This is a genomic window from Acetatifactor muris (genome assembly GCF_024623325.1).
Lineage (GTDB): Bacteria > Bacillota > Clostridia > Lachnospirales > Lachnospiraceae > Acetatifactor > Acetatifactor muris.
Genome location: NZ_JANJZD010000007.1, coordinates 1 through 26,454 on the forward strand (window position 1 = coordinate 1; position 26,454 = coordinate 26,454).

At 43.9% G+C, this 26,454-nt stretch carries 21 protein-coding genes; 2 read left to right on the plus strand and 19 right to left on the minus strand.

Going from position 1 to position 26,454, the window contains the following annotated elements; all coding sequences use genetic code 11:
• Nucleotides 1-441: 441 nt before the first annotated feature.
• From NSB25_RS08015 to NSB25_RS08060, 10 genes are all read right to left on the minus strand, one after another.
• Nucleotides 442-672 (minus strand): hypothetical protein, encoded by a 231-nt coding sequence (locus NSB25_RS08015; RefSeq protein WP_103239152.1) that lies wholly within the window; start codon nt 670-672, stop codon nt 442-444.
• 102 nt (nt 673-774) lie between these two features.
• Entirely contained in the window at nt 775-2,130 is a 1,356-nt protein-coding gene (locus NSB25_RS08020; protein WP_103239153.1) for an ATP-binding protein, read from the minus strand.
• Nucleotides 2,131-2,309: 179 nt separating this feature from the next.
• Nucleotides 2,310-5,450 carry a type I restriction endonuclease subunit R gene (locus NSB25_RS08025; protein WP_306817575.1) on the minus strand — a complete coding sequence of 1,047 codons (3,141 nt, stop codon included), beginning with the start codon at nt 5,448-5,450 and terminating at the stop codon, nt 2,310-2,312.
• Between the two features lie 20 nt (nt 5,451-5,470).
• Nucleotides 5,471-5,812 carry a hypothetical protein gene (locus tag NSB25_RS08030; protein WP_103239157.1) on the minus strand — a complete coding sequence of 114 codons (342 nt, stop codon included), beginning with the start codon at nt 5,810-5,812 and terminating at the stop codon, nt 5,471-5,473.
• A 31-nt stretch (nt 5,813-5,843) separates the two neighbouring features.
• A complete protein-coding gene (locus tag NSB25_RS08035; RefSeq protein WP_242982372.1) occupies nt 5,844-7,025 on the minus strand; it encodes a restriction endonuclease subunit S in 1,182 nt (393 codons plus the stop codon).
• Complete coding sequence (locus tag NSB25_RS08040; protein WP_330406084.1) at nt 7,009-8,580, minus strand: type I restriction-modification system subunit M; 1,572 nt, start codon at nt 8,578-8,580, stop codon at nt 7,009-7,011. The genes NSB25_RS08035 and NSB25_RS08040 overlap by 17 nt, the downstream gene beginning before the upstream one ends.
• A 13-nt stretch (nt 8,581-8,593) precedes the next feature.
• Entirely contained in the window at nt 8,594-8,797 is a 204-nt protein-coding gene (locus NSB25_RS08045) for a helix-turn-helix domain-containing protein (protein ID WP_103239159.1), read from the minus strand.
• Nucleotides 8,798-8,967: 170 nt separating this feature from the next.
• Complete coding sequence (locus NSB25_RS08050) at nt 8,968-10,218, minus strand: plasmid recombination protein (protein ID WP_172455033.1); 1,251 nt, start codon at nt 10,216-10,218, stop codon at nt 8,968-8,970.
• Nucleotides 10,190-10,849, minus strand: a complete 660-nt coding sequence (locus NSB25_RS08055; protein ID WP_172455034.1) for a tyrosine-type recombinase/integrase — start codon at nt 10,847-10,849, stop codon at nt 10,190-10,192. The genes NSB25_RS08050 and NSB25_RS08055 overlap by 29 nt, the downstream gene beginning before the upstream one ends.
• The gene (locus NSB25_RS08060) at nt 10,846-11,040 is read right to left on the minus strand and encodes an ICEBs1 excisionase (protein ID WP_103239165.1); all 195 of its coding nucleotides are present in this window, start codon (nt 11,038-11,040) and stop codon (nt 10,846-10,848) included. Before NSB25_RS08060 ends, NSB25_RS08055 begins: the two co-directional genes overlap by 4 nt.
• A gap of 167 nt (nt 11,041-11,207) precedes the next feature.
• Between NSB25_RS08060 and NSB25_RS08065 the strand changes: the two genes are divergently transcribed.
• Nucleotides 11,208-11,768: a helix-turn-helix domain-containing protein gene (locus tag NSB25_RS08065; protein ID WP_103239166.1), complete on the plus strand. Its 561-nt coding sequence runs from the start codon at nt 11,208-11,210 to the stop codon at nt 11,766-11,768.
• Nucleotides 11,769-11,853: 85 nt separating this feature from the next.
• Here NSB25_RS08065 and guaA read toward each other — a convergent pair whose 3' ends face one another.
• Both guaA and NSB25_RS08075 read right to left on the minus strand, forming a co-directional pair.
• A complete protein-coding gene (gene guaA, locus NSB25_RS08070) occupies nt 11,854-13,398 on the minus strand; it encodes a glutamine-hydrolyzing GMP synthase (RefSeq protein WP_103239308.1) in 1,545 nt (514 codons plus the stop codon).
• A 115-nt stretch (nt 13,399-13,513) separates the two neighbouring features.
• Nucleotides 13,514-14,356, minus strand: coding sequence for a polysaccharide deacetylase family protein (locus NSB25_RS08075; protein ID WP_103239309.1), 843 nt, complete (start codon nt 14,354-14,356; stop codon nt 13,514-13,516).
• Between the two features lie 318 nt (nt 14,357-14,674).
• Between NSB25_RS08075 and NSB25_RS08080 the strand changes: the two genes are divergently transcribed.
• Nucleotides 14,675-16,354, plus strand: coding sequence for a CocE/NonD family hydrolase (locus NSB25_RS08080; RefSeq protein WP_103239167.1), 1,680 nt, complete (start codon nt 14,675-14,677; stop codon nt 16,352-16,354).
• A gap of 73 nt (nt 16,355-16,427) precedes the next feature.
• Here NSB25_RS08080 and NSB25_RS08085 read toward each other — a convergent pair whose 3' ends face one another.
• The 7 genes from NSB25_RS08085 to NSB25_RS08115 all read right to left on the minus strand — a co-directional run bounded on the left by NSB25_RS08085 (nt 16,428) and on the right by NSB25_RS08115 (nt 26,452).
• Nucleotides 16,428-17,933, minus strand: coding sequence for an alpha/beta hydrolase domain-containing protein (locus tag NSB25_RS08085; protein WP_103239168.1), 1,506 nt, complete (start codon nt 17,931-17,933; stop codon nt 16,428-16,430).
• 37 nt (nt 17,934-17,970) lie between these two features.
• The gene (locus NSB25_RS08090; protein ID WP_103239169.1) at nt 17,971-19,689 is read right to left on the minus strand and encodes a S8 family peptidase; all 1,719 of its coding nucleotides are present in this window, start codon (nt 19,687-19,689) and stop codon (nt 17,971-17,973) included.
• A gap of 108 nt (nt 19,690-19,797) precedes the next feature.
• Nucleotides 19,798-21,909 (minus strand): glycogen debranching protein, encoded by a 2,112-nt coding sequence (locus NSB25_RS08095; RefSeq protein WP_103239170.1) that lies wholly within the window; start codon nt 21,907-21,909, stop codon nt 19,798-19,800.
• A 70-nt stretch (nt 21,910-21,979) separates the two neighbouring features.
• Entirely contained in the window at nt 21,980-22,333 is a 354-nt protein-coding gene (locus NSB25_RS08100; RefSeq protein ID WP_103239171.1) for a hypothetical protein, read from the minus strand.
• A 33-nt stretch (nt 22,334-22,366) separates the two neighbouring features.
• Nucleotides 22,367-23,719, minus strand: a complete 1,353-nt coding sequence (locus NSB25_RS08105) for a methyl-accepting chemotaxis protein (RefSeq protein ID WP_103239172.1) — start codon at nt 23,717-23,719, stop codon at nt 22,367-22,369.
• Between the two features lie 12 nt (nt 23,720-23,731).
• Nucleotides 23,732-24,268 carry a chemotaxis protein CheW gene (locus tag NSB25_RS08110; RefSeq protein ID WP_103239173.1) on the minus strand — a complete coding sequence of 179 codons (537 nt, stop codon included), beginning with the start codon at nt 24,266-24,268 and terminating at the stop codon, nt 23,732-23,734.
• A 27-nt stretch (nt 24,269-24,295) separates the two neighbouring features.
• On the minus strand, nt 24,296-26,452 hold the full coding sequence (locus tag NSB25_RS08115) for a chemotaxis protein CheA (RefSeq protein WP_103239174.1): 2,157 nt from the start codon (nt 26,450-26,452) through the stop codon (nt 24,296-24,298).
• Nucleotides 26,453-26,454: the final 2 nt, after the last annotated feature.

The following is a 26,454-nucleotide window of genomic DNA, read 5'->3' on the forward strand; positions in this document are numbered from 1 at the left end:
TCATAGACTTACCTCCGTATAGCGGTATCAAAAGTTAAGGTTCAACTTTTAATACCTGTGATAGAAATATAGTCTATTGTCACATATTTTGCCTCCATAGTCGAGGTACGCACTATCTACCGTTTACACTGCCTCAATTTTTCTGAAATTATAGATTGCAAATATAGCAGGCAATCTCATGGACTACCTGCCATATAAAATAAATAATATACTTTTGTACTATTCGAACTCTTTTTCCAGTTCGTTGCAAGTCCTGTTTTACATTGCTTTTTCTTACAAAATCGTATCATTTTGATGCGTTTTTATCTCTCGTTTATATGGTTTCAAAGCTGGTGTACCCAAATTGTACCCAAGATGAAATTTTGCCAAAAGTTGTGACACGTCACAACTTTTTAAAGCAAAACTACGTTGCCACAATTGGTTACACACTGTGTAGCCAATTCACATTTGTCTTTGCATATGTTTACCCAATACTGCACAACATTCGGCAAAGGCAAGCTGCTGATACTGAGCATCTATCTCCTCCGCGCTTTTAAGAAAATCATCTAGCTTCTTTGCGCAATCGGACACTTTCCACATTTGCTGACTATGATACTGCTGTTGCATTTGCTGCAGTTGAGCCTGTATTTGTTGCTGGTTAAAAATATTGTATATTTGATTTTGATTGAACATTTTAGCACCTCTTTCATAACAATAAAGTTCTATCTATTTAACAACTGCTTTCATCATGACCGCATCATAACCATTTTGGTCATGATATGATCATGAAATCCATTATGAATAATATTTTTGATTTTTACTTTTTGGCTTATCTGGCAATGTCATCTTTAATTTTCCCTCTTTTACCAATGCGTTTAAATACTTTCTTCTAAAGCTCGTCCGACTATCAAATCCAAATTTTCCCATAATTTCCGATATGGATCTTGCTTCTTTACAGAAATCCAAAATCATCATGACCGCATCATAACCATCTTGGTCATGATGACCATCATCACACAACAATTTCAAATATTTATCACACGCCTTACAAAACACCATGATCCCTGATGCGCTTATATTATATTCCGGCAATGGCGCATCATACTTTGCACAAGCCTCTCTGATTTTGTCAAATCCCCTTCCCCATGCCTCAATCATTCCACTCTTAAAGAAAACACCCGCCAGTTTGGGATTATACGGCTTAGAAGAATGCTTCATGAATAATTTATCTGCTGAATCTAACCCTGACGGCATTTCTCCATCATTCCAAACATATATTTTATCTTCATACACGCTGATTTGGATAGGATTGCAGCTACTGTAATCCTTATGCACAATTGCATTCAGCAAAATCTCACGAAAGGCATCCTGATGAAACATAAACTGCTCAACTCTTTGAATGCCATCATAAAAAATCAATGCTTTCAGATATTTCGTATAGACTAAATCAACTGTCTTATCCACCTGTTCAATGAGAGAACCATGTACTTCATCCTGATATCTCAAATCAGAATCGGAATCGCCAAAATAGCCAATCTTAATATAAGAACCTGTAACCCATTTCTCTGGATCTTTATAGAATGCCAACATTGCTGCTCTTATCAGATAACCATCTTCATCAATTAGGTGAAGATTTTCCATCAATATTGTATCATCAACCTTTGTTTCTTCCTCTGTCAGCCTTCCTCTTCTTATCGCCTTTTCTTTCAGTAAATCAATTGCTTCTCTCCTTAAATCTGTCACTTTCAGCTTCGGTATTGGCATACCATCCCATGTTCTACCCTGTGATTTCAGAATTGCTTTGTCCAATTCTTTTCCTGTTATCGTTCTCATCGTGCTACCAGAACGATAAAAATATTTACCATGATAGCTAATGAGGGACGGGTACTTGTCTACAATAATCTCAATGTATTGCAAGTCATTTTCATATAGCAAATTGACATCTGCTACAATGCCCATTGTATCTGTAATCTTATTTGGAATAGACTCCAATAGTTTTTTCCTATCTTTATCGCTAAGTCCAACAACCTCTCCATTGTCATTCTTGCCAATATAAAGTGTTCCTCCATAAGCATTCGCATATCCGCAAATCCACTCTAAAAAGTCATCATGCCATGATTCTTTCCATTCTATTGTCTGATGTTCCGGCATACTTGTCACCTACTTTCTATCAAAATACTCTTGCATATGTAATATTATTGTACCTTTTGTAGAATCTATCTCCGAAAAATTGTGACATGTTATAGTTCTTCAGCAAATAAACTTCCCCTAATTCATTACACATGTGCAGCGAATCCACTTATACCTTGGAAACTATATGAATTTCCGCACTATTTTGCATACTTCTTAAAATTCTCCGCCTGTTCCAGCACTTCTTTATAGACATCATCTATTGTAACTGGCGGATAACCATATTTATCAAGCAGAATAATTAAATCCACCTGCAAAGTTGCCTTAATATCTTCTCTGGTAGACCAATCCGTATATTTTGCCTTATCATCTACAACTGTCCGAATTTCTTTCGATAATGCAATCATTTTATCATCTGGATATTCAAATTCATACTTCTTCGATACCGCAAGCAAAATATCATAGAAAGCTTTTTCCTCATAATCAATCCCTATATCTTGAAACGAATTTCTTTCCACTTTCAATTCCTGTATTAAGTCCGCAAGCTGATTTGCCACATCATCAAGAACCTCATTTGCAAATGCTTCGTCTTTCCTTCGATTATTATAGGTTTCTACAACTGCTTTCATTCGCTCAGAAAATTCAATACTTTTGATTTTATTTACCCGTTTAAACTCCTCAATCGCATAAGACAGCAATCTCTGCAATGCTTTAATCTTCGTATTGGGCATAGCAATCTTTTCAATCCTTGCCATATACGCATCGCTGAAAATATCAACATCTATATGTTTCCCCGTTTCAAATAATTCCTCTATACCATTAGACTGTATAGCACTATCCAGCAATTCACGAACTTTGGCATTCATCTGAGAAGTATCTGGTGCTTCTCCTTTTGTCAGTTTAAACAATACCGAACGTACCGCCTGATAAAAATGCACTTTTTCAATATCTGCATTAGTAAACTGTTCACTAGAACTGCACAAATTAAATGCCTGTTTCATTTTTCTGACTACCGTCATAAAACGAAGTTCCAAATCCTGTGTCAACTGAACATACTCTACTGCTCTGTTCAGACAATTTAACTGTTCAACTGGACTTCCCACATAGTAATCCTTTGCGTTAAATTTGTGAAACATCTGGTCTAATACTTCAAGCTGATCTAAAACAATTGTCACCGCCTGACTAACGTCATCCAGTTCCTCTTTCTCAAAATTTGTATATTTGCGAAGTGCAACATTCATATTTTTCTTGATACCAATGTAATCGACAATCAAACCTCTATCTTTGCCCTCATAGACACGGTTCACTCTGGAAATCGTCTGTATCAATGTATGTTGCTGAATTGGCTTATCAATATAAATTGTATCAAGACATGGCACATCAAATCCCGTCAGCCACATATCAACCACAATCGCAATTTTAAAATTGGATTTTACACTCTTAAATTGCCTGTCCAATTCCTTCCTGTCTTCTTTTGTACCCAGCATCTCATAAAGATCTTTTTCATCATCTTTATTTCTTGTCATGACAAGGCATACTTTCTCTATGGGTTTTAATTCCTTTTCCTCTCTCTCCGTTAATTCCACACCCTCCGGTGCTTTCCTCTTTTCTTTCCATTCCGGACGAAGTTCCATCAAATTCAGGTAAAATTCATAGGCTATCAGCCTGTTTGCACATACAACCATTGCCTTGCCAGCAACTGTCGAACCTTCTTCTACCCTTTTCTCATAATGTAATACAAAGTCCTTTGCTACTGCTTTGAGCCTGTCCGGATCGCCAATAATCGCATCCAAGTGCGCTACTGCTTTTTGGCTTTCTTCAATCTGTTCTTCAGATGTTCCAAGACTGGTACACTTATCATAATATTCTTCAATCTCCTGCAGCTTATCCTCACGCAATGTTACCTTTGCCGCCCGTCCATCATAAACAAGATTTACTGTTATTTCATCCTTCACTGCCTCTGTCATGGTATATGGATGCCCGACAATGTCTCCAAATACTTCCACCGTGGCATCAATCGGCGTTCCTGTAAAGCCAATATAAGTTGCATTTGGTAAGGAATCATGCAGATACTTGGCAAAACCAAACGTTTTATTTACGCCTTTTTCCGTAACTTTTACCTTCATATCAAGGTTAATCTGTGAACGGTGCGCCTCATCTGAAATGCAAATCACATTATACCTGTCTGTTAAAAGCTGTGTATCTTCCGTAAACTTCTGTATTGTAGTCAAATACACCCCACCGCTTGGTTTGCCCTGTAATTCTTCTCGCAGCTTCTCTCTTGACTCTATGCTGATTACATTATTGTCGCCAATAAACTGTTTTGATGCAACAAATTGTTTGGAAAGCTGGTCATCTAAATCGGTTCTATCCGTAATAATTAAAATAGTTGGACTTTTAAAATAACTGCTTTTCATAATCATGCGGGTAAGGAAAAGCATTGTATAGCTTTTTCCACAGCCGGTCGTTCCAAAATATGTACCGCCCTTGCCATCGCCGTTCGGTTTCATGTGTGCTTTCACATTTTCATACAGATTGTTGGCTGCAAAAAACTGTGGATAACGACACACTACTTTTGTATTTTTGTCTGTAGCGTCAGGAAAATAGATAAAGTTCTTTATTACCGCAAGAAGTCTGTCCTGTGCAAACAAGCCATCTATCATTGTAAACAAAGAATTGATGCCATCCATTTCCTTGTCATCATCATGAACCTTTCTCCAAGCGTAAAAAAATTCATATGGCGTGAATAAAGAACCATACTTACTGTTTGCACCGTCACTGATAACCACGAATGCATTGTATTTGAAAATTTCTGGAATATCTCTTTGATATCTGACTGTCAACTGCGTGTATGCATCCATTATGGTTGTGTTTTCCTGTATTGCAGTCTTAAATTCCAATACCACAAGAGGAAGTCCATTCACATAAATAATGCCATCGGGAATACGAATCTGATAATTATATCCCTCTATTTCTAATTGATTTACAATCTTAAAGATATTCTTTTTGGGTTCTCCGTAGTTTATTAACTCAATAAATATATCTTTCTTATTCCTATCCTCACGATTAAACACAAATCCGTCTATTATCATGGAGAGAACTGCTTTGTTGGATTCATACAAAGTTCCGCCTACTGTGCGTAAAGAGAGAAGGATGCTGTCAATTTCGCTGTCTGTCAGTTCAGCCGAAGCATATCGGGTGTGCAAATATTCTTTTAAATCGTCTACTATCAGAACTTCTGATTTTTCACGTAACAGTTCACTGCCTGTCTGATGTATGTAGTCTTTGTTTCGTAAAAGTTCTATGATAGATAGTTCTAATGCGCGTTCGTTGAATGACATTATTTTTATCTCCCTTTTTCCTAAGTTCTATTATGTGCTTCCAACCAGCGTTTTTCACAAACAAAACACTTATTATTTACCAATTGAATTAACTTATGATCACTCCCCCAACAATTTGAGCAATATGGTATCTGTTGTTCATCGTCTTTAAGCGTAACATAGTTTTCTTCTTTATGCCTGATAATTTCTTGTTCTTTGGATATTTCTTTCTTTAGCCGTTCATTTTCTTCTGACAGCTTATACACATCATTCTGTAAATCTAAAGCATCACGACTCAAATCTAATAGTTTACGGTACAAATCAATATTATCCGCTTTTTGTGCAATATTTATAACATCTTTAAATGCATCATAAAACGCCATTTCTTCCGTCTCCTTTACAAAAAATAATAATTTAGCGGCTTGATAGTTGTGATACCATTGTATCACGCACAGTTTTAAGCCCAATTATTTCAGCTTGATTTAAGGTGCGTACTCTTTCCAATGAAGAAAGTACTTTAGTAATTGATTCCATAGAAGATTTGCAAGGTAAGTAAATTGGTAATTCATATTGTTTGGTAATTCCAATGTATGCCCTTGTACTACCACCACCAGCAAACGATTCTAAAACCGACTGAAAGTAGCTTGAAGCAAAATAATAACGCAAATATATATTGCTCAACCACTTCTTTATACGATAATAAGTAACCTGTGGAGTTAAGATAATGTATTTATAGTTCATTGGGACAATAGCAACACGACCAAGTGTAGCTTTATGCGTCAACAATACATCATCAGGTTTTGCAAACCCTTTTCTAAGAGTCTTAGCTTGTTTTTCTGTAACGAAAGCACATTGAGAAAAGTCAACAAAACCATCTGCGAGATTATTTGCCATAATAAATGGTACTCCTGAAGATACATAATCACTCACTTTTGGATGTATTTCTCCGTGATTACCGTCCATAGGAGCTTCAATATACTCCATATCTATCAAGTCTTGAACACGATACTTTGTCCAAGTCTTACCATTTGATATGTCAGCAGTATATTGATTATATAAAATACAAGAACATTGTTCTGCTAAATTATCATTTATCTTCTGTTTAAGCTCAATTCTATCCTCCACAATCTTATATGCTTCAACAATTTTCTTCTGTTGTTCTATATCAGGAGCATATACTTGCATTTGTGCAAATTCATTCCATGGCATACTACCTCTAACACCACCAACTGCAATAAATGCTGCCTCTCTATCAAATTCATCTCTTTTAAACCACATTTCCAAATATTCTGGTAAAATCTCATCAGGATTTTTTACTCTGAATATTGGATATGCAGGTGACATTATCGCAACGTCATACTCTTTCTGTCTTGCTATAGGTATCCTAGAATCTCTGCTAACCTGCATCAAACTAACCGCAAAATCATTTTTTCTTATCAATTTATATTTTGTCAAATCTGTCCCTATTGTATTGGCAACAGAAGGAATAAAACATTTATCGATACTTACTCCCAACAAAACATTTGTTTCGTTGTTGAAGTTTCGTTCATCAACCCTAACAACCAGTTCTTCTATCGTCTTATAACCTGATTTCATACCCCAACTCCTTAAACACTTCCAAAAGGTCTGCTTTAGCCTTTTCCTCTTGCACCAATAATTCTCGTAATTCACTTTGCAGAGTTTTCATCTTTATATCAAAATCAATATTCTCATCCCGATTCACAAACTCTATATATCTACTTGGCACAAGCGTAAATCCCTTTTCTGCCACTTCATCATATTCCGCAGAATAACAAAATTCCGGTATATTCTTATAGGTATATTCATACCCTATCTGCTGCCAGTTATGGTACGTTTCAACCACTTTTGTCCTGTCCGCCTCTGTCATCTCTATGTATTTCTTTTCATATGGACTTCCTATCTGCCGCAAATCCATAAAGAGTATTTCCTTTTCCCGATTGCGATAATGTTTCTCCGTCCCATTCATATCTACTGTACGCTCTTTTTTATTCTTATTCAGTATCCAAAGTGTTACACTGATATCGGTCGTATAAAAAAGATTCCTTGGCAATATCAGAATTGCTTCCACCAAATCATTTTCAATCAATCTCTGTCTGATTTTTAACTCCGTTCCATCATCCGACAATGCACCATTGGCAAGCAAAAAACCTGCCACTCCGTTTTGTGACATTTTTGACACAATGTTTAATATCCACCCATAATTTGCATTACTTGTCGGTGGTACTTCATATCCATTCCATCTTGCATCATCTGTCAGTTCATCTGCGGCACGCCATTCTTTTTGATTAAACGGCGGATTTGCCATGATATAGTCCGCCTTCAAATCTTTATGCTGGTCATTTGTAAACGTATTTGCCGCCATCTCTCCAAGATTCGCCGATATTCCCCGAATTGCCAGATTCATTTTTGCCAGCTTATACGTTGTATTTGTATATTCCTGCCCATATATGGACACTTTCTTTTTATTCCCATGATGCGCTTCAATAAACTTTATGGACTGTACAAACATACCTCCCGAACCGCAACATGGGTCATATAATGTTCCATCATAAGGCTCTATCAACTCTGCAATTAAATTTACAATCGTTTTCGGCGTATAAAATTCGCCTTTCCCTTTTCCCTCTGCAATCGCAAACTTACTTAGAAAATATTCATACATACGCCCAATAATATCGTTTTCTTTATCCTTTGTAGTGTCAATCTTATTGATTTCATCTAACAAAGATGCCAATTTAACCGTATCAATCTGTAAGCGGGAATAATAGTTATCCGGCAAAGCACCTTTCAGTATGGGATTTGTTTTCTCAATTGTAAAAAGCGCTGTATCTATCTTTAAAGCAATATCATCCTGCTTGGCATTCTCCATAATATAAGTCCATCTACTTTCTTGCGGCAAATAGAACACATTATCTTTTGTATAGAACGCAATATTATCCACAAATTTCTCCATACCATCTGCAATGATCCTCGCTCTCTGAGCCTCAAATTTATCACTTGCAAACTTTAGGAAAAATAAACTTAAAACGACATGCTTATATTCAGATGGTTCTACCGAACCTCTCAATTTATCCGCAGACTTCCATAGAGCCTCCTCCATAGAAACTTCTTTCGCCTTTGCTTTTGCTGCCACTCCTATATCCTCCTCAGTCTTTTGAAAATTCTAAAATATCGTCAACACCACACTCAAGCACATCACAAATTTTTGCAATCGTTTCCATGGAAACAAACTCGTCTTTATTAAGTCTTGTAATGATATTTCCGCTTATCTGTGCTTTCTTTTGAAGTTCTGAATTTTTCATTTTCTTATCAATCATCAATTTCCACAAACGATTATAACTTACTTTCATTCGCCGTTTCCCTCCAAATATATTTTACATTATATCACTATATCGTTGTGTTTTCCAATGTTTTTATGTTATTTATCACATTTTTCTTGTAATAAAAGAGCATGACCAACACATGCTCTTTCCTTTTTACCATTTGTTCTGCAAAAAAATCAAATCTTTCTTTATAAAATCTACAGTTCCTGCTTCCTCTGTTTATTCTCTCTTGTAACTGCCTGCTGATTGTTCTTTCGCTGTTGGTTGTATTCTGAAGCATCCGTTTTGGCTTCCTCTAACTTCTGCTTCATTGTTTTTGGCGCAAGCGATTTTACAAATTCCACAAATACTTCTCCAAGTCCCCTTGATGCTACAAACCCTTTTAATTTTTCGACTTGCTCAGTAAGCGCAGCTATCTTCTGCTCCAAATTCGATATCTTCTTCTCATACTTTTCCAAGAGATGATTTCTTGATACCGCCTTGCTGAAAGCATCCAGTATTTTATTCCAGTCGCTTTTCTTTACTTTAACATATTCCTCACTGCCGAAAAAATTTGTCACTGGTACAGCAACACTTTTCATACTTTTTGTTTCCATTGTCACTTCCTTTGAAATCATTTTAAAGGTTTCCGCCCTTAAATCATGTTTTTCAAGCACTTCCTTCGCTGCTTTCTCTTTTGCCTCCGCTTCCTCAATCTGCTCTGTGAGTTTCTGTGCCTGCAAAACCAATTCATTGTTTTGTGCCTCCAACGCCTGAACTTGTCCACAAAGTTCTGATGATTGTTGTTCAAGATTATCATTCTGCTGTTCAAGAATTTCATTTTGCCTATCCAGCGCCACCGCCTGTTGTTCCAGTTCCTCCACCTTGTGCATAGCCGCCTTATATTCCGGCAGTGACAGATTATCCCTCTGTACACCGAGAACTTCTATCTCAATCCCCTTTTCCCTACACAGTTCTGTTAGATATCCCCTCTCCCGTTCCTGCCATGCAACGGTTTCATTCTGTTCTCTGCTGACCGCCTTTGCAAACCCCATCTGCTGAAATGCCTTCGTTAGACTGTTGCGTGTTTTCATGCCATTTTTATATCCATGCGCCACCAGGATATAGTCTATATGCAGATGCGGCGTTGCCTCATCCAAGTGCATCACACAGTTGAATAAATACAAATTTGGATTACGCTCTTGAAAGGTCCTTGCATAGCGGTCTAAGACCTCTATCGCCGCTTTTGCCGCCTCTGTCATTACCCCATTTTCGTCTGCAACCGGAGTATCTGTCTTTTTTCCTATCTGTACAATATTTTCATAAAATGTCTTTTCCTTGTTGCCGAAGTTCTCTATCTCTTTCAGATAATCGTTTTTCTGCCTGTCCTTACGCTTCTGCATTGCATTATAATCTCTTAGCGCCTGCCCAAAGCATTTCTCATAAGCATCTTTTAACGATTCCTGCATGTAAATCCGGTTCCAAGCTGTCCTTTCTGTCACCTCCCAGACGCATCCCCGTCCAGAACAAAATCTGAAATGCGACCCACGAATCCTGCTTATCCATAATTGCATCTGAAAATCTCTGAAATTCCTCCAATGTCCAGTATGGTCTTTCGTCCGCCCTGCTCTTTCCCATACTTCCTGCTTTCCGGCATGGATTGGAACACAAATCATAAAAATTGACTGCATAATTCAGAATGGCGCTGAGCTGGTTATGTATGGTTTTCAGATAAGCAGGCTTGAAACCTTTCTCCATCATCTCACCCTGCCACTTTCTTATCATAGGTGCAGTGATTTCATTGATTGGCGTACTTCCAAAGTAAGGCAGGACTTTATCATTCATCACATACTCTTTCTGTTTCATGGTCGTTTTCCGCAGGCGCTTTTCCATATCCGCTTTGTAAATTTCCCAAAAATCAGCCAGCGTCATTGTTGGGTCAGAAGATTGCTGCAATAAGAAATGCGCATACCATTCTTCCGCTTCTTTCTTTGTTTTAAACCCTCTTTTCTGCGACTTCTTTTTCGCTCCTGTCCAATCCGTCCAGCGGTATTGTATCCGCCAAGTGCCGTTTGGGTCTTTCTTTGCATTACAGCTCATACAACCACCTCCTCTGCTGCCCCATACCATTTCTCCCTGAAATATTCCACAGGAATTTTCCCTGCAATCGTAAGAAATCCCCTGCCTGCCAAATCCCTGTTCATCTCTCTGAGAATCTTGTAGGATTTTCCCATGCTCACACCACGCATCTTAGAAATATCCTCTGCATTGTAGTAAGTCTTTTCATTCATGTTATGTCTTCTCCTTCTTATTTTTTGTTTCTGTATAGTATCTTTATGTTTCGTTTTTGTCATATCGTAACTTTTGTTTCTTGTCAATATCTTTTTTGCTTTATTTTTTTTATGTGGTATGATTGATTTAGTGCAAATACACAGCTAAAACTTTAGGAGGCAAACTTATGACCGTTGGAGAAAATATACGCCGCATCCGCAAAGAGCGTGGTCTTACCCAGAAACAGTTAGGTGAATTGGTTGGTGCAAGCGAAGCCTATATTCGTGCCTACGAAAACGGCAGACGCAATCCCAAACCATCATCCCTTGAAAAAATAGCAAACGCCCTTGCCGTTAATCCAGAGGTACTGGAAAATTCCGATTTTGACATGATTAAAGCCATGCACCGCTTATTCCAGATTGCCCGACAATACAACGGACATCTTTTTGCGTGCAAAGACGAGGAAGGCAATGATACAGTTGGAATACGTTTTGAAACCCTGACGCTGATGAACGCATGGTGCCAGCGTTACGAGAAATTTTTAGAAGATGTAGAAAAATGCAATGAAATCAAAGATGCAAAAAAACGTGGGGAAGCTCTCATTAAAGCCGAAACGGATTATGACCGCTGGATGGACACTTACCCTGAACAGCATGGAGATGCCTTTTTCGACCTGAGCATCCAGCAGCTCCACGACCAAGTTATGGAGGATACAGAACACCGTTTAATAAACGATAAGCTGGATTAAAAAATCTGTACCCAAATCGTACCCACCGCCAATTTAAAAATCCCCGCAAGCCTTGATTTTTCAAGACCTGCGAGGATTTTACCTCTCACTCAAACTCTATCGTCCCCGGCGGTTTCGAGCTCACATCGTAAAGCACCCGGTTAACCCCATTCACCTCGTTGATAATTCTGCTCATCACCTTTTTCAGCACATCCCAGGGAATCTCCGCCGCTTCTGCCGTCATGAAATCCACCGTATTTACTGCCCGCAAAGCCACCGCATAATCATAAGTCCGCTCATCCCCCATGACACCCACGGAACGCATATTTGTCAGCGCCGCAAAATACTGGTTCAGCTCTCTGTCCAGACCGGCTTCCGCGATTTCTTCCCTGTAAATTGCGTCCGCATCCTGCACCATCTTCACCTTCTCGGCCGTGACCTCTCCCACAATGCGGACGCCCAGCCCCGGCCCCGGGAAAGGCTGCCGGAATACCAGATGCTCAGGAATTCCCAGCTCCAGACCAACCTTGCGGACCTCGTCTTTAAAAAGACTCTTCAGGGGCTCGATAATCTCTTTGAAATCCACATAATCCGGCAGACCTCCCACATTATGATGAGACTTTATGACCGCCGATTCTCCTCCCAGTCCGCTCTCCACCACATCCGGATAGATAGTTCCCTGGACCAGGAAATCCACAGCGCCAATTTTCTCAGCCTCTTCTTCGAACACCCGGATAAATTCTTCTCCAATAATCTTCCGCTTTTTCTCCGGTTCGGACACACCTGCAAGTTTATCGTAAAAGCGTTCCTGTGCATTCACCCGAATGAAATTCAAATCATACTCACCCTCCGGTCCGAACACAGCCTCCACTTCATCGCCTTCATTTTTGCGCAGGAGACCATGATCTACGAACACGCAGGTCAGCTGCCTGCCCACAGCCCTGGAAAGTAGAACTGCCGCCACGCTGGAATCCACCCCGCCGCTGAGGGCACAAAGCACTTTGCCATCCCCCACTTTGGTCCGAATCGCTCTGACACTCTCTTCCACAAAGGCATCCATCCGCCAGTCGCCTCCGCAGCCGCAGATATTCCGCACAAAATTATACAGCATTTTGGAACCCTCTGCCGTATGAAGCACCTCCGGATGAAACTGGATTGCATATAGTTTGCGCTCAGGGCATTCCGCCGCTGCCACAGGGCAGTTGGCTGTGACGGCAACCCTCCGAAAGTCCGGGGCCATTCTGGCAATATAGTCAAAATGGCTCATCCAGCAAATAGTATGGGGTGCTACATCTGCGAACAGCTCTGAAGTCGTATCCACATCCACTTCTGTCTTGCCGTATTCCTGCATGGCTGCTCTGGCCACTTCCCCGCCCAGCGTATGCATCATCAGCTGGGCGCCATAACACAATCCCAGCACGGGAATGCCAAGGTCAAACAATTCCGGAGAGCAGGAGGCCGCCCCTTCTTCATAGCAGCTGCTGGGGCCTCCTGTCAGAATAATCCCCCTGGGATTCATAGCCTTAATTTTTTCCAGCTCTGTCCTGTAAGAGTATATTTCACAGTATACATTACACTCTCTGACACGTCTGGCTACCAGTTGATTATATTGTCCGCCAAAATCAATGACGATTACCAGTTCTTTCTCCATCTCTCCGCCTCTGTCCAATTCCTTATGATTTTCAGTCCTTTTACCCGACCTGATGCATTTTCTGAACTGTTACCATTATAAAACAGAGGAAGCTGCAAGGCAAGTATGATTCATGTCAATTTTCATCCTGAAGAATTCCGCCGCCGTTTCCTTCCAAGCTGCTGTTTTCACTGCTGTTTTCACTTTTGTTTTCACTTTTGTTTTCCGCCAGGTCCGAAAGAGGCCTGAATGTATAGCCCATCTCTTCCCATTTTGTCAGCAGCTCATCCATGATTTCACCGTTTGTCTTTGAAGTACTGTGGAGCAATACAATCGCTCCTGGGTGAATGCGCTTCGTCAGCTTTTCAAAAGCCTCCTCATGACTGGGCTGATCGTCCTGATTCCAGTCCACATAGGCCAGGCTCCAGAAGAAAGTGGAATACCCCAGTTCCTTTGCCATCTGCAGATTAACAGTACTGTACTTACCCTGTGGCGGCCTGTAATACATAGCCAATTCAGTTCCTGTTATCTCTCTAAAAAGGGAGACCACGTCATCCATCTCCTTTTGAAAAGATGCTTTGTCGGAGATCTTCGACATGTCCGGATGATGATATGTATGATTCCCCACACTGTGGCCGTCTTCCACCATGCGCTTTACAATATCCGGCGCAGACTCCAGAAAATGGCCCACTACAAAAAAGGCGGCCGGGGCATTATGTTTTTTCAGAGCATCCAGAATAGGTTCGGTGTTGCCGTTTTCATAGCCGCAGTCAAAGGTCAGATAAATCACTTTCTCCTCCCCTTCACCGCAGAAATAGGTATCATATTTTTTCAGCTCCGCCGCAGAAGCATTTCCTGTGGGTTTCTGTCCTTCTCCGCTGAAACCCAGCCCCCAGTTCTCACTCTCTGCCACCGCCGTAGCCGAAGTCATCTGCATTTCTCCCACCACTTCAGCCGCGGCCCTGCCCAGGAAAAACATGGCGCACAAGAAGACAAATGTAGGAATCACCTTCTGCCAGTCCCACCCCTGCGGATGGGCAACACGCTGCACAACAGCTTTCACATAAATTGTTTTCATTTCCCTCTCCCCATTTTTACCCTGTTTTCTGTCAGAAGACAGGGATATGTTCTATAACAATATATGAAGGGAAGGCTTTGCCAGATTCCGAAGGGACGTGCACAAAAATCATCATCTATCATAAATGGTCATTTTTTTGTATCACATTCCTGACAATTCTGATAAAATAAAAAAGGATACAAATACATAACAATATCTGAAAAAGGAGGCACAAATTTTATGAAAATCGTGAAAAATTTTCCATGCATGGCGCGGGACCAGGTCAGACTTGCCACAGATCTGTATATGCCGGATCAGGACGGTGCATATCCCGTTATCCTTATGCGTACTCCCTATGACAAAGAAGGAATCGTACGGGAACCACTCTATGAACACTATCCTGAATTCATTGAGGCAGGCTATATTGTGGCTGTTCAGGACTGTCGGGGTACATGTGCCTCGGAGGGAGAAATGAATTTAAACGGCGCGAACGAACACACTGACGGCTATGACGCAGTAGAATTTCTTGCTGCACAGCCTTTTTGTGACGGGAATGTGGGGATGTTCGGTCTGTCTTATTTCGGCTTTACCCAGATTGCCGCAGCGTCGGGCGCTCCCGCACATTTAAAGGCAATCTGCCCTTTTATGTGCTGTTCTCTTTCCTCCTTCGGCACCAGCGCGATGCAGACAGTTGCAAGCTTTCATTTGGGCTGGGCATATAACCAGCTGCTGGAGCATCCCGAACAATATATGCCCGATGAAGCTTTCCGGAACAGAATGCTTCCGATATTAAAGGAAAACAGGGACAAGCTGGGAGAATTCGCCAAAACCCTGCCGATGAATGAAAATCCTGCCGCTCTTCTGGAAGGGGTTCCCATGCTCAGAGACTATCTGGATCTGGTGGAAGGCGTAGAGAAAAAAGAATTCTGGGACAGCATCCACAGTCCGATTTGCTATGACAATATCCATACCGCCATGCTCTGCGGCACCGGATGGATGGACGGAGCCTGCAACAGCACCATCGACAATTTTCTGGCGGCACGCCGTTCAGAAGACGCCTTCACCCGGGATAACGCATTTCTTATGATCGGTCCCTGGACCCACGGAGGTGTTCTCCCCCACAAGGTGGAGGATGTGGATTTCGGCGCAGAAAATTCAGGCGAGGCGCAGGGTGTTTCCGACATTATGCTGCATTGGTTTAATCACTACTTAAAGCAAAAGGACGAAACATTCCTGCCTGAGCGCGTGTACTATTTCATGCAGGGCAGCAACGACTGGCACACCGCCGCAGACTGGCCGCCCCCGCAAAGCAGGCAGATGAATCTTTATCTTACTCCCGGCGCCGGTCTGAAGACAGAGATTCCCGCTGCCGGCGAGGCCTCTCTTGTCTATGATCCCATGAATCCTGCCCCTTCTGACATTGTGGACCAGAAAGGACGCAGAGCAATGGCCGACTGGTCGGAAATCTCCGGCAGAGAGGATGTTCTGGAATTTCATTCGGATTCATTGGATAAAGATTTATTTCTTGCAGGCAGTATCTGCATGGAGCTCTACGCGGCGACAGATGTGCCTGACACCGATTTCGTCTGCCGCTTAACTGACATTGCGCCGGATGGCTATCAACGTCAGATTGCGGCAGGCTATGTACGCGCCCGCCACAGAAACGGATTGTTTACCAATGATTTTCTCACGCCGGGCGAGACTGTACTGTATCAGTTCGGAATCGGCCATACTGCTTATCGTGTGCCTGCCGGGCACGCTGTTGGCATTCAGCTGACCGGCAGTATGTTCCCCGGAATCAACCGGAATTTGAATACAGTGGAACCTCCCTCTCTCGGCAAGGATTGCGCCATTGCACATGACCGAATCTTTTTCGGCGAAGGCCATGCGTCCTGTCTGGTGCTTCCCGTCCTGCAATAAGAACCGCAGTCAGCCCCATCACGAAACCCGCCTGCATGACGCTGCAGGCGGGTTTTGCTTCTGTTCTCTTATTTTATTCTGGAATTCTGGCTTCCATAGCTTCCAAAATAACCGTAGCCGCATCCTCCGGCAGAAGAAAGCCTCTTTCTACCATCTTCATCGTCGCCAGGACTACTTTGCGTACATAGTCTTCATGAGTGGCATAAAGCTCCTTCAGCTTCTCCTCTGAAAAAGGCGTTATGATATTCCGCACGGCTCCGGGGTCATCCCGCCAGGTATAAGTACAGACAGGGACATCCACATATGGAGAACGGACACCTCCCAGGGGATTTCCATGCTCGTCCAGCACAAAATCCGCATCCGGATACTCGCCTTTCATTTCCAGATAAGCCGACTTAGGAGCGGGAATACCGTCTTTTATCCATTTCTTCAGATGATCCAGCACTGCACGGATCACATAATGGAAAGGGACCTCCCCTTCCTGGCGTTCAAGGGAATAAACTTTCCCTTCCACACCATACTTCTCAAGATCCTCCGCACAGGGACAGACCGCCATATCCCAATCCATCCCCAGCGCTGCCCCCGCTATTTCATACTGCCTGTGCTGCCGTCCCGGAAGGTCGCTGTCAGGCCAGCGGTACATATATGAATAGCTGGGATGTATACCTCCGCCCCTCATATCTCCCATAGTCTGTGTCCACACCAGCGGAACATTTGTCATGATCTTACATCTGTCATCATCAGCTTCAAAGCGGGTCTCTCCATTGCTGATAAAGCCGGGATAACCGGTCATATGAATATGGAAACCGTCAAAACAGGGGCATTTTCCATCCATTGTGGCAAAAGGCTGAAGGGCCGCCGCGTAAAGAGACAAATCACAGCCCGACGCTCCCATACCGATCACATATCTGGCCGCCTTTCCGAACCTCCCGTCTCTGTACAATGGATTCTGGGGCACCTTGGACTTTAAAAGCGCCGCCACCTGACTCATAGCGTCATAAGCCAGGCCGTTTTCAAATTCCCCTGCTTTTTCTGTATCCGCCGCTCCCACCATGGTGCTTCCATGCCGCCGCTTCTCCACAGGCACAGGATTGGGAAAGCCAAGGGCTTCATACCGTTTTGCGTCGAAATTCTTCAGTTTATCAACGGCACTCTGCTTGATTGTGATGCCCACCCACACATCTCCTCTGGCACACATGTATTCTCCGCAGTATCCCCATCCCGCAAAGGCCCTCTCCGCACCTGCATAGTTAAAAATCTCCAGCACCGCAAAGTCACTTTGCCTGCATGGATCAATGGGACGCCGGACCAGAATCCGGGTGCAGTATCTCCCGTCGCTGCATCGGATCCCGGGATACAGGCCCACATCATGATATTCATACACATTGGCGTATCCGCTGACAATATATTCCTCTTCCACATAGCCGCATTCCGCCAGATTAAAGGGCCTTTGCTGCCGGTCCGCCGCGTTGAAAGGATAAGAAGCTTCAGAATTTGGCAGAGGCCCCCTCACTTCCGGAAGAGGCACGGGAATTATATTCATTTTTTTCAGCTCTTCATGATAAACAGGATTTCTCATAGACTTTTCCTTCCTATAAAGCTGCCTCTATCCTTTTTCACACCCCAATCAGGGCATCAAAAGTCCCCGCCACGTTCAGGCGGCCGTACCCCCACTCTCTGTTGGGGTAAGTAGTGTCATAATTCCTGGAAGCTCCTCTGATAAAATAATTCTTAATTTCCCGGCTGGCCACTATGCTGTTGTTTCCTTCCACTACAGCCCATTGCATAAACTGTGCAACAGCACCGGCTGTAATGGCAGACGCCAGAGAACTCCCTGATTCCCTTCCTCGAATTGTAGATACATTGACCCCCGGTGCGGCAAAATCCGGATTAATGGTACCGATTCTGGTAAATCCTCTGCCGGAGTCAATATAAAAGCTGTTGTTAGCCGCGTTATATGTGGAGACACTGACAACATCCTTTGCCATGGCAGGTTCTGTTAGAGTAATATAGGGGGAAGCCTCCAGAAACTGCACCGGCGCATTCATGAACTGCGTGATGGGAAGCCACATATGAAATGTTCCATTGTGAGAATCTCCCACAGCTTCCACCTGAAAAGTCCAGATGCCGGGGGTAGGCCTCACCACACGCACTACCACAACCTCTTCTCCTGAAGCAGGTTCCACCAGATTTCCCGCTATGGTAATTTTCGTTCTCTCATATACAAATCCGTACGTAATGCTGTTCTGAATCCCCAGCCGGACCGGCGGAATCGTCTCGCCTCCGGGAGAACGCACAGAAATTGTGAACAGATCCGGCACATTTCCCCAGAGTTCCAGAAGAAATCCCTCTACATTATCTGCAACACGAATCTCCACCGGCACATTTTCAGATGTCCCTCCACTTCTCTTCGGTTCCAGATACCCCTGAAAATGATGGCCTGCGTTTCCTTCATTTCCTCCGCAGACTACCACTGCCCGGCTGCGCTTGGAAGCAATGTAATCCAGATAACTGGGCAGCGGAGCACTGCCCGCATGATCACCATAATTAGTGCCCAGGCCAAGACAGATTACTACCGGCCGCCTGAATTGCTCTGCAAAGCTGTCTGCATACTGCACTCCCAGCATGATATCTGTCTCTTCATATGCCGGGACACCGGGCGGTATCATATAAAACTCTCTGAGAAACTGCTTTGCCTGTTTTAATTTTACTACCACAATATCAGCGTCCGGCGCTGCTCCCAGGTAACTGATACCGTTTGCCACTCTGCTTCCGGCTGCTACTCCCGCCATGGCACTGCCATGTCCGTTCTCATCTCTGCTGGGTACAACGCTGTATGGGTCCTCCGCCTGCAATGCACCATTGATTTCGTCTCTCGTAAATTCTGTACCATAATAAAAGCCCCGGGGAGGAGTTCCGCTCTGAATCGTCTGATCCCAGATCGCCAGAATACGGCTGTTTCCCTCACTGTCCCGGAACACTTCGTCCATATAGTCAATCCCCGTATCAATAATGCAGATGACTACACCCCGCCCGGTCAGATTCAAGGGCTCTCGCTGAACCTGTGTAATTCCGCTTACGATCAGATTGTTGGGATCATAACCCTGATTGATTACATCCTCCTGCATCAGTCCGTACAGCTTTGGCACAGCTTTATAATCGAAAACATACTCGCTGACATTTCGTATATTGTTTTCACTGACATATACCACATAATAAAGGTTGTCAATATTGATATAGCATAAATCGTAAATGCCGTCTTCCAATATCTCCAGCGGAAAATTTGTAATGACATCAAAATAGCGCTCCGAAAGTATCTTATCCCTGCAATCCATACGGTCATCCCCTTTTTGATCCCCTGTTCACGGCCGTAAAGCCATATAAGAGTCTGATGCAATCATCGCATTATATGCAGGTTCCTGATTTTTCGTGCCTGTCACAGTCTATTCTGCAATCAGTACAACCGCAGAGCGCGGCGGTATTTTTATCTTACTTCCGTATTGAAATTCTGTCTCCGCCTCAATGTCCTTTCCGTCTTCATATTCCACAAAAGTATTCACACATACCTTCCAGTGCAAGTCTGCAGGCAGCCCCGGCAGCTGCATATCCAGAGCATCCCAGTATGCATTCATACCATAAAAGACAATATCATCCCTGGTATCCGTATCATTTCTGCCAGCATACATGATGCCAATCAGTCGGCTTGTATGATTTGTCCCTCCATTCCAGGGATATCCGTTATGGATACTGATATCAGGAAATCCGCAGGCAGCTTCCTTCATGGTTTTCCTGACGACGGGATGTCTCTTGCGAAAGGCAATCATATAGCGGAAGAAATCATGTATTTCCTGATATTTCTCAAGCCTTGTCCAGTCCAGCCAGGAGACTATGTTATCCTGACAGTATGGATTGTTATTCCCATACTGTGTATTGCAGAACTCATCTCCGGCATAAAACATTGCAGGTCCCCGGCTGCACATCAGTGTCACAAAAGCATTCTTCACCATCCGCCGGCGCAGTTTCTCCACTTCCGGGTCATCCGTCTCCCCTTCCACACCGCAGTTCCAGCTGTTGCCGTTGTTATCCCCATCGGTATTGTTCCAGCCGTTTTTCTCATTATGTTTCATATTGTAGGAATAAAGGTCATACAAAGTGAACCCGTCATGGCATGTGAGAAAATTAACCGATGCGCTCTGTCCGCGTTTCAATGTGTCATATAAGTCCCTGGAACCCGTAATTCTTGTGATAGCCACTCCTGCCATGCCTTCGTCCCCTTTCAGGAAACGGCGCATGTCGTCACGATATCTTCCATTCCATTCCGACCATCTGTTATAGGCCGGAAAATTCCCCACCTGATAGAGTCCTGCCGCATCCCAGGCTTCCGCAATCAGTTTGACCTTTCCCAGAATGGAATCACAGGCAATTCCCTGCAGAATGGGAGGTTCAGCCATGGGCTCCCCATTCTGATCTCTGGAAAGAATGGAAGCCAGGTCAAATCGGAAACCGTCTACTCTGTATTCAGTCACCCAATAACGCAGACAGTCAATGATAAACCGGCGCGTCATGGGATGATTACAGTTCAGGGCGTTTCCACAGCCACTGAAATTATAGTACTGTCCATCCGGTGTCAATATATAGTAAATATTGTTGTCAATACCTTTAAAGGAAAAGCAGGGACCGTCATCATTCCCTTCTGCGGTATGGTTAAACACCACATCCAGAATAACCTCGATTCCGTTTTCCTTCAGCTCATAAATAAGCTGTTTCAGCTCATCTCCTTCATGATTGTGTTCTACCACGGAGGAATAGCCCGTATTCGGTGCAAAAAAGCATACCGTGTTATATCCCCAGTAATTGTACAGCTGTTCTCCGTCTACAATCCTGGCATTTTCCATTTCATCGAACTCAAAAATCGGCATTAGCTCAACCGCGTTGATTCCCAGATCTTTCAGATAGGGGATCTTCTGACGCAGTCCTTCATAAGTCCCTTTTGCATCCACTCCGGAAGATTTATCCTTCGTAAATCCCCGGACATGCATCTCATAAATAATCAGATCTTCCAGGGGAAGCTCCAGCTGCCGTATATTGCCCCAGTCGAAATTGTTCTCGACGACTCTTGCATGATATACGAAGTTCTCACCTTCTTCCGGCCGCTCTCCCCAGTTTCTCTGTCCGGTTACAGCTTTTGCATAGGGATCCAGCAAAATATTTTCCCTGTCAAAAAGCAACCCTTTCTTCCTGTCATAAGGGCCATCCAGCTGAAATGCATACTCAAATTCCTCAATGTTTAATCCGAATACCAACATGGAATAAGTATTTCCAATGTGATAGGACTCAGGAAATTTCAGTCTGGCATAGGGTTCCTTTTCCTGTGGATGGAATAACAGCAGAGTACAGCTTGTAGCTCCATGAGAATGAATGGTAAAGCTGACTCCGTTGGATGCTGCGGCCGCACCATCTCTATTGTAATAACCGGGCCTCACTTTATAGCCCTCTATGATGTCCAGAGGCTGTAGCTTTACACCTCTCTGTGGTTTGTGCTGTACAGAATCCATTTTCCTTCCTGTTCCTCCGTCTCTCTGATTCCCCGGCAATTATTTTCACAGTTCTCCCGGAGTCCCATCCTTACTGTACAGAGCTTTCTATACAGCGAAGAATCTCCTGCTGAACCGGCAGTATCCGTTCCAGAACCACCTTCGCCTCCGCAGGCTGACCGCCGCGCAGCAAATTCAGAATTTCAGTGTATCCCTCATAGATGGGCGTAAGTGACAGATTTCCCGCCGTTCCCTTCAGCGCATGTGCTTTTTCTATTGCTTCCGTGTAGTCGGTACAGCCGTCCTCAATCCGCACTTCATTTGTTCTGGCCATCTTGACAAAAGATCCCAGTAACTTTGTATATAATTTTTCATTTCCCATAATGCGCTTGAGTCCGTCATCCACATCCACTCCCAGCGTCCTTAACTCATCAAGTAAATTCATAAAATACACCTCTTTCCGGAAAAAACATCCGTATTAATATTTCCCGAAGCCATCTCCCAGAGAAATCACCTGCTCATTTGCATTTGACAGCGAAGAGGAATAGTTTGAAGTTCCTCTGCTTGAAGTACTCTGACTGTTGCCCAGATTATAAATGGAAAGCATCTCACGCATTCTGGAAGCCTGATTGGAGAGTTCCTCGCTTGCCGCCGCACATTCCTCACTGGTTGCTGAGTTCGTCTGTACCACCTGAGATACCTGCGAAATTGCCTGCTCGATCTGTGATACTGCAGTGGCCTGATAATTGGAGGACTCTGCGATACCATTAATAATTACTTCGCTGTCCTGAACGACCTTCGTAATCTCCTCCATTGCCTTTGCCGTCTCGCCTGCAATCTTGGAACCCGCATTCACTTTCTCAATGGAGTCCTCTATCAGAGCAGAAGTTTCACTGGCGGCTTCCGCACTCTTGGCGGCAAGACTCCGCACCTCCTCCGCCACAACGGCAAAGCCTTTTCCGGCTTCTCCGGCCCTTGCCGCCTCCACTGCCGCATTCAATGCGAGAATATTGGTCTGGAAAGCAATGTCCTCTATGGTCTTGATAATCTTGGAAATGCTCTCGGATGCCTTATTAATATCCTCCATGGCAGATACCATGTTCTGCATCTGTACATTTCCCTGTTTTACGTCGCTGATAGCTCTGACCACCAGATGCGCAGCAGAGTTCGCCTGTTCCGCATTCTGCTTTGTCTTCTCTGCAATCTCATCAATTGACGCCGTAATCTGCTGAATTGCACTGGCCTGTTCCGTGGACCCCTGTGCCAGTGCCTGGCTTGCGCTGGCCACCTGAGAAGAACTGATAGTCACCTGAGAACCCGCATCACTGATATTGCTCAATGCATTATGATTATCCTCTACCAGCTTCTTCAGGGAATTGCCCAGCACATCCTCCGGGGAAGCCGGATTTACAGCTACCGTCAGGTTACCGCCAGCCACTTCTTCTGCTATTTTCGCCTGATACTTGATATTGTCAATAACCTTCGTATATTCGTCAACCAACTCACCAAATTCATCATTGTTGTATTTTACCATGTTGATATCAACATGTCCCTTTGCGATTTCCTTAGCCGCATCAGAAAGCTGGCTGACAGATTTCTCGATGGTCTTGATCAGGAACAGCGCGATGGCTGCTGTTATTGCTATGGATACCACAGCCAAAGCCAGTGTAAAGATAGCTGACCCCACCAGGAAAGTCTCCTGCTCTGCCGCATCCGTAAGCCCAATCGCAGATTTCGTGGTCAGATCACTGAACACAACATTGATCAGGATTATCAGCATGGGAATTCCAAATCCCAGGATTAACTTTGTTTTCATTTTCAGGTTTTTCATAAGTCACACCTCTCATTCTTCATTCTTCTTTGCAGGCTCCCCGTCTGCAGGATCATCGTCATACAACAGTTTCTCCGGATCCAACAGCAATTTTACAGTATTCCCCACTTTTCCAATACCGTAAACATATTTGTGATGGGCTTTGTCAGCGCGACCAATGCTGGGCGGCGGCAGGATATTTTCTTCCTGAATCTCCGCCACCTCCGCAATCTGCTCTACAATCAGTCCCACTGTTGTGGACTTTACATTAATGACAAGAATACAGGTTTTGTCATTATACTCACATACTCCCTGCTTAAACCGCAGCCGGACATCAACAACAGGTATTATCCTGCCGCGGAGATTAATCAGCCCTTTGATATAATCTTCTGTTTCAGGTATCTTGGTGACTGTCTGATACTGAATAATCTGCTGTACATACTGTATCCCCAGTCCGAAATATTCGGAACCGGACTTAAAAGTCATATACTTGCCTTTTTGAGTATCATGGCTGTCGGCCTCATCGTTCGTCTCTTCCATCTGTCCCAGCAATCTGCTCGTTTCGTCCATAGACACTACCGTTCCTTTCCATAATATTTATTCTACAAGCCCAGGGGCATCCAGGATCAAAGCAATACTGCCATCGCCAAGCTGTGTACAGCCGGACAGCCCCCTGACCTTCTTAATATAAGAAGGAATCGGCTTTACCACGATCTCCTGTTCACCAATCAGCTTATCCACCAGAAGGCAGATCTTTCTGTCTTCCACTTCCAGAATCAGCATAACGCCATCTTCCACGGACTCCTGATACTCTTCCAGTCCATACCATCTTCCCAGCCGAATTACCGGGAAGCAATCCCCACGGATCATGACAAATTCGTCTCCGTTGGGCTCATGAATCATCATATCCTCTTTCACCCGGATAAACTGCTTGATTACACCGGTCTCCATAACGAAGGAAGAATTTCCCACCTCCATCACAATACCGTCTATAATCGCCAGAGTCAGCGGAATCTTCAGACTCATGACACTGCCACTGCCGGGTGTGCTCTCAATTTCCAGAGCGCCGCCGATGGCCTGAATGTTCTGTACCACAACATCCATACCCACACCGCGTCCGGAATATTCCGTCACCTGCTCATTGGTGGAGAAGCCGGGCAGAGTAATAAACTGATATACTTCCTTATCCGTATAAGCGGAATCCGGTTTGCTGTCATCCAGAATTCCCTGCTTCCTCGCCTTGGCAAGAATCTTCTCCCTGTCAAGTCCCGTACCGTTATCTTCCACGCTGATCCATACCTTACCTGCTTCGGTCCTTGCGGACAGAGTCACTTTGCCTTTATCCGGCTTGCCGCTCTCCGCGCGTTCCTCGTTGGTCTCAATTCCATGGTCCACAGCGTTCCTGACCAGATGCATCAGCGGATCAGAGATATGCTCGATGATGTTCTTATCCACTTCCGTGGTTTCTCCCACCATGACAAACTCAATGTCCTTTCCCAGCTTCCTGGACACATCGAACACAATACGGTTCATCTTCTGGAAGGTATTGGTCAGAGGCACCATTCTCATGGACATGATAACATTCTGCAAATCAGTGGAAATGGACGCCAGCTGTGCCGCCGCCTTATTGAAGTTATCCAGATTCAGCCCCGGAACCTTCAAATCAGAGCTCTGCAGTACCACAGACTCGGAGATTACAAGCTCTCCGATCAAATCCATCAACTGATCCATCTTGCTTACATTCACGCTGATAAAGGAAGCCTTTTCTCCCTTCGGCTTATCCTTCGCCAGCTTCTTCTGCTTGCCCGGCTCCTTTGACTGAATCACAAAATCACCCGGTATGATTTTAGGCTTCTCCGGGCTCTTTGCATCTGCTTCGGCCTTCCCCTTCTCTGCTTCCTCCTGCCTGGCTTCTATCACTTCCACGCTGGATTCCAGATCAATCTGCGGTGCCGGTGCCTGATCGCCGAAATCAAATCCCAGGAGGAACTGATTGGCATCGCACTCATAGACCTCAACTTTTTCAATGTCATACCCCACACCAATGATTTCACGTACTTCTTCTTCACTGCACTGAGCCTGAAGAAGAATGCGGAAACCATCCTTCAGAATCTTCTCACTGCTCTTCTCATCCGTGAGAATATCTTCCGGGGAATACAGAATGTCCTCTGCTATCTCCTTCAATGCATATACAGCCTTGTAAGCATGGACGTTGGACATTTCCGTTTCCGGGAAAAATGTAATAAATATCTTGTAAAAACGGCTGGCACTGGTAGCAACCGGCGCTATGTAAAAATGCTTCGGCTCTTCATGCACATTCTCCGCTGCTGCTTCTGCCTCTCCTCCGTTTTTAATCATGTTCAGGAATTTGTCAAGGTCCGCAATAATATTGCTGGCGTCACCGTCCACCGGATCCCCGTTGCGGATTTTTTCCATTTCATTTGAAATGAAATCTTCTACCTCCAGCACATGCTCCACCAGCTCCACGTGGGGAACATTGTCAGGATGAGATTCTCTCAGATAGAAGAAAATGTCCTCAAGCTTGTGGGATACGGCCGTAATATTGTCGAACATCATGATACCCGAAGATCCCTTGATGGTATGCATGGTTCTGAATATTTCGTTTATGCTGTCTTCATCAAAACAATCCGCATCCTTCTGTTCCAAAACCGTTTCCTGGAGCTGCTCCAGCAGCTGACCGTTCTCGAACAGGTACATATCGAGCATGCTTTCTGTGTTAAAATCTTCAGCCATAT

Coding starts and splice junctions, on each gene's coding strand:
- NSB25_RS08015 (WP_103239152.1), bottom strand. CDS start 672: ATGTTCAATCAAAATCAAATATACAATATTTTTAACCAGCAACAAATA.
- NSB25_RS08020 (WP_103239153.1), bottom strand. CDS start 2,130: ATGCCGGAACATCAGACAATAGAATGGAAAGAATCATGGCATGATGAC.
- NSB25_RS08025 (WP_306817575.1), bottom strand. CDS start 5,450: ATGTCATTCAACGAACGCGCATTAGAACTATCTATCATAGAACTTTTA.
- NSB25_RS08030 (WP_103239157.1), bottom strand. CDS start 5,812: ATGGCGTTTTATGATGCATTTAAAGATGTTATAAATATTGCACAAAAA.
- NSB25_RS08035 (WP_242982372.1), bottom strand. CDS start 7,025: ATGAAATCAGGTTATAAGACGATAGAAGAACTGGTTGTTAGGGTTGAT.
- NSB25_RS08045 (WP_103239159.1), bottom strand. CDS start 8,797: ATGAAAGTAAGTTATAATCGTTTGTGGAAATTGATGATTGATAAGAAA.
- NSB25_RS08050 (WP_172455033.1), bottom strand. CDS start 10,218: ATGCAGGAATCGTTAAAAGATGCTTATGAGAAATGCTTTGGGCAGGCG.
- NSB25_RS08055 (WP_172455034.1), bottom strand. CDS start 10,849: ATGAGCTGTAATGCAAAGAAAGACCCAAACGGCACTTGGCGGATACAA.
- NSB25_RS08060 (WP_103239165.1), bottom strand. CDS start 11,040: ATGAATGAAAAGACTTACTACAATGCAGAGGATATTTCTAAGATGCGT.
- NSB25_RS08065 (WP_103239166.1), top strand. CDS start 11,208: ATGACCGTTGGAGAAAATATACGCCGCATCCGCAAAGAGCGTGGTCTT.
- guaA (WP_103239308.1), bottom strand. CDS start 13,398: ATGGAGAAAGAACTGGTAATCGTCATTGATTTTGGCGGACAATATAAT.
- NSB25_RS08075 (WP_103239309.1), bottom strand. CDS start 14,356: ATGTTTTTCCTGGGCAGGGCCGCGGCTGAAGTGGTGGGAGAAATGCAG.
- NSB25_RS08080 (WP_103239167.1), top strand. CDS start 14,675: ATGAAAATCGTGAAAAATTTTCCATGCATGGCGCGGGACCAGGTCAGA.
- NSB25_RS08085 (WP_103239168.1), bottom strand. CDS start 17,933: ATGAGAAATCCTGTTTATCATGAAGAGCTGAAAAAAATGAATATAATT.
- NSB25_RS08090 (WP_103239169.1), bottom strand. CDS start 19,689: ATGGATTGCAGGGATAAGATACTTTCGGAGCGCTATTTTGATGTCATT.
- NSB25_RS08095 (WP_103239170.1), bottom strand. CDS start 21,909: ATGGATTCTGTACAGCACAAACCACAGAGAGGTGTAAAGCTACAGCCT.
- NSB25_RS08100 (WP_103239171.1), bottom strand. CDS start 22,333: ATGAATTTACTTGATGAGTTAAGGACGCTGGGAGTGGATGTGGATGAC.
- NSB25_RS08105 (WP_103239172.1), bottom strand. CDS start 23,719: ATGAAAAACCTGAAAATGAAAACAAAGTTAATCCTGGGATTTGGAATT.
- NSB25_RS08110 (WP_103239173.1), bottom strand. CDS start 24,268: ATGGACGAAACGAGCAGATTGCTGGGACAGATGGAAGAGACGAACGAT.
- NSB25_RS08115 (WP_103239174.1), bottom strand. CDS start 26,452: ATGGCTGAAGATTTTAACACAGAAAGCATGCTCGATATGTACCTGTTC.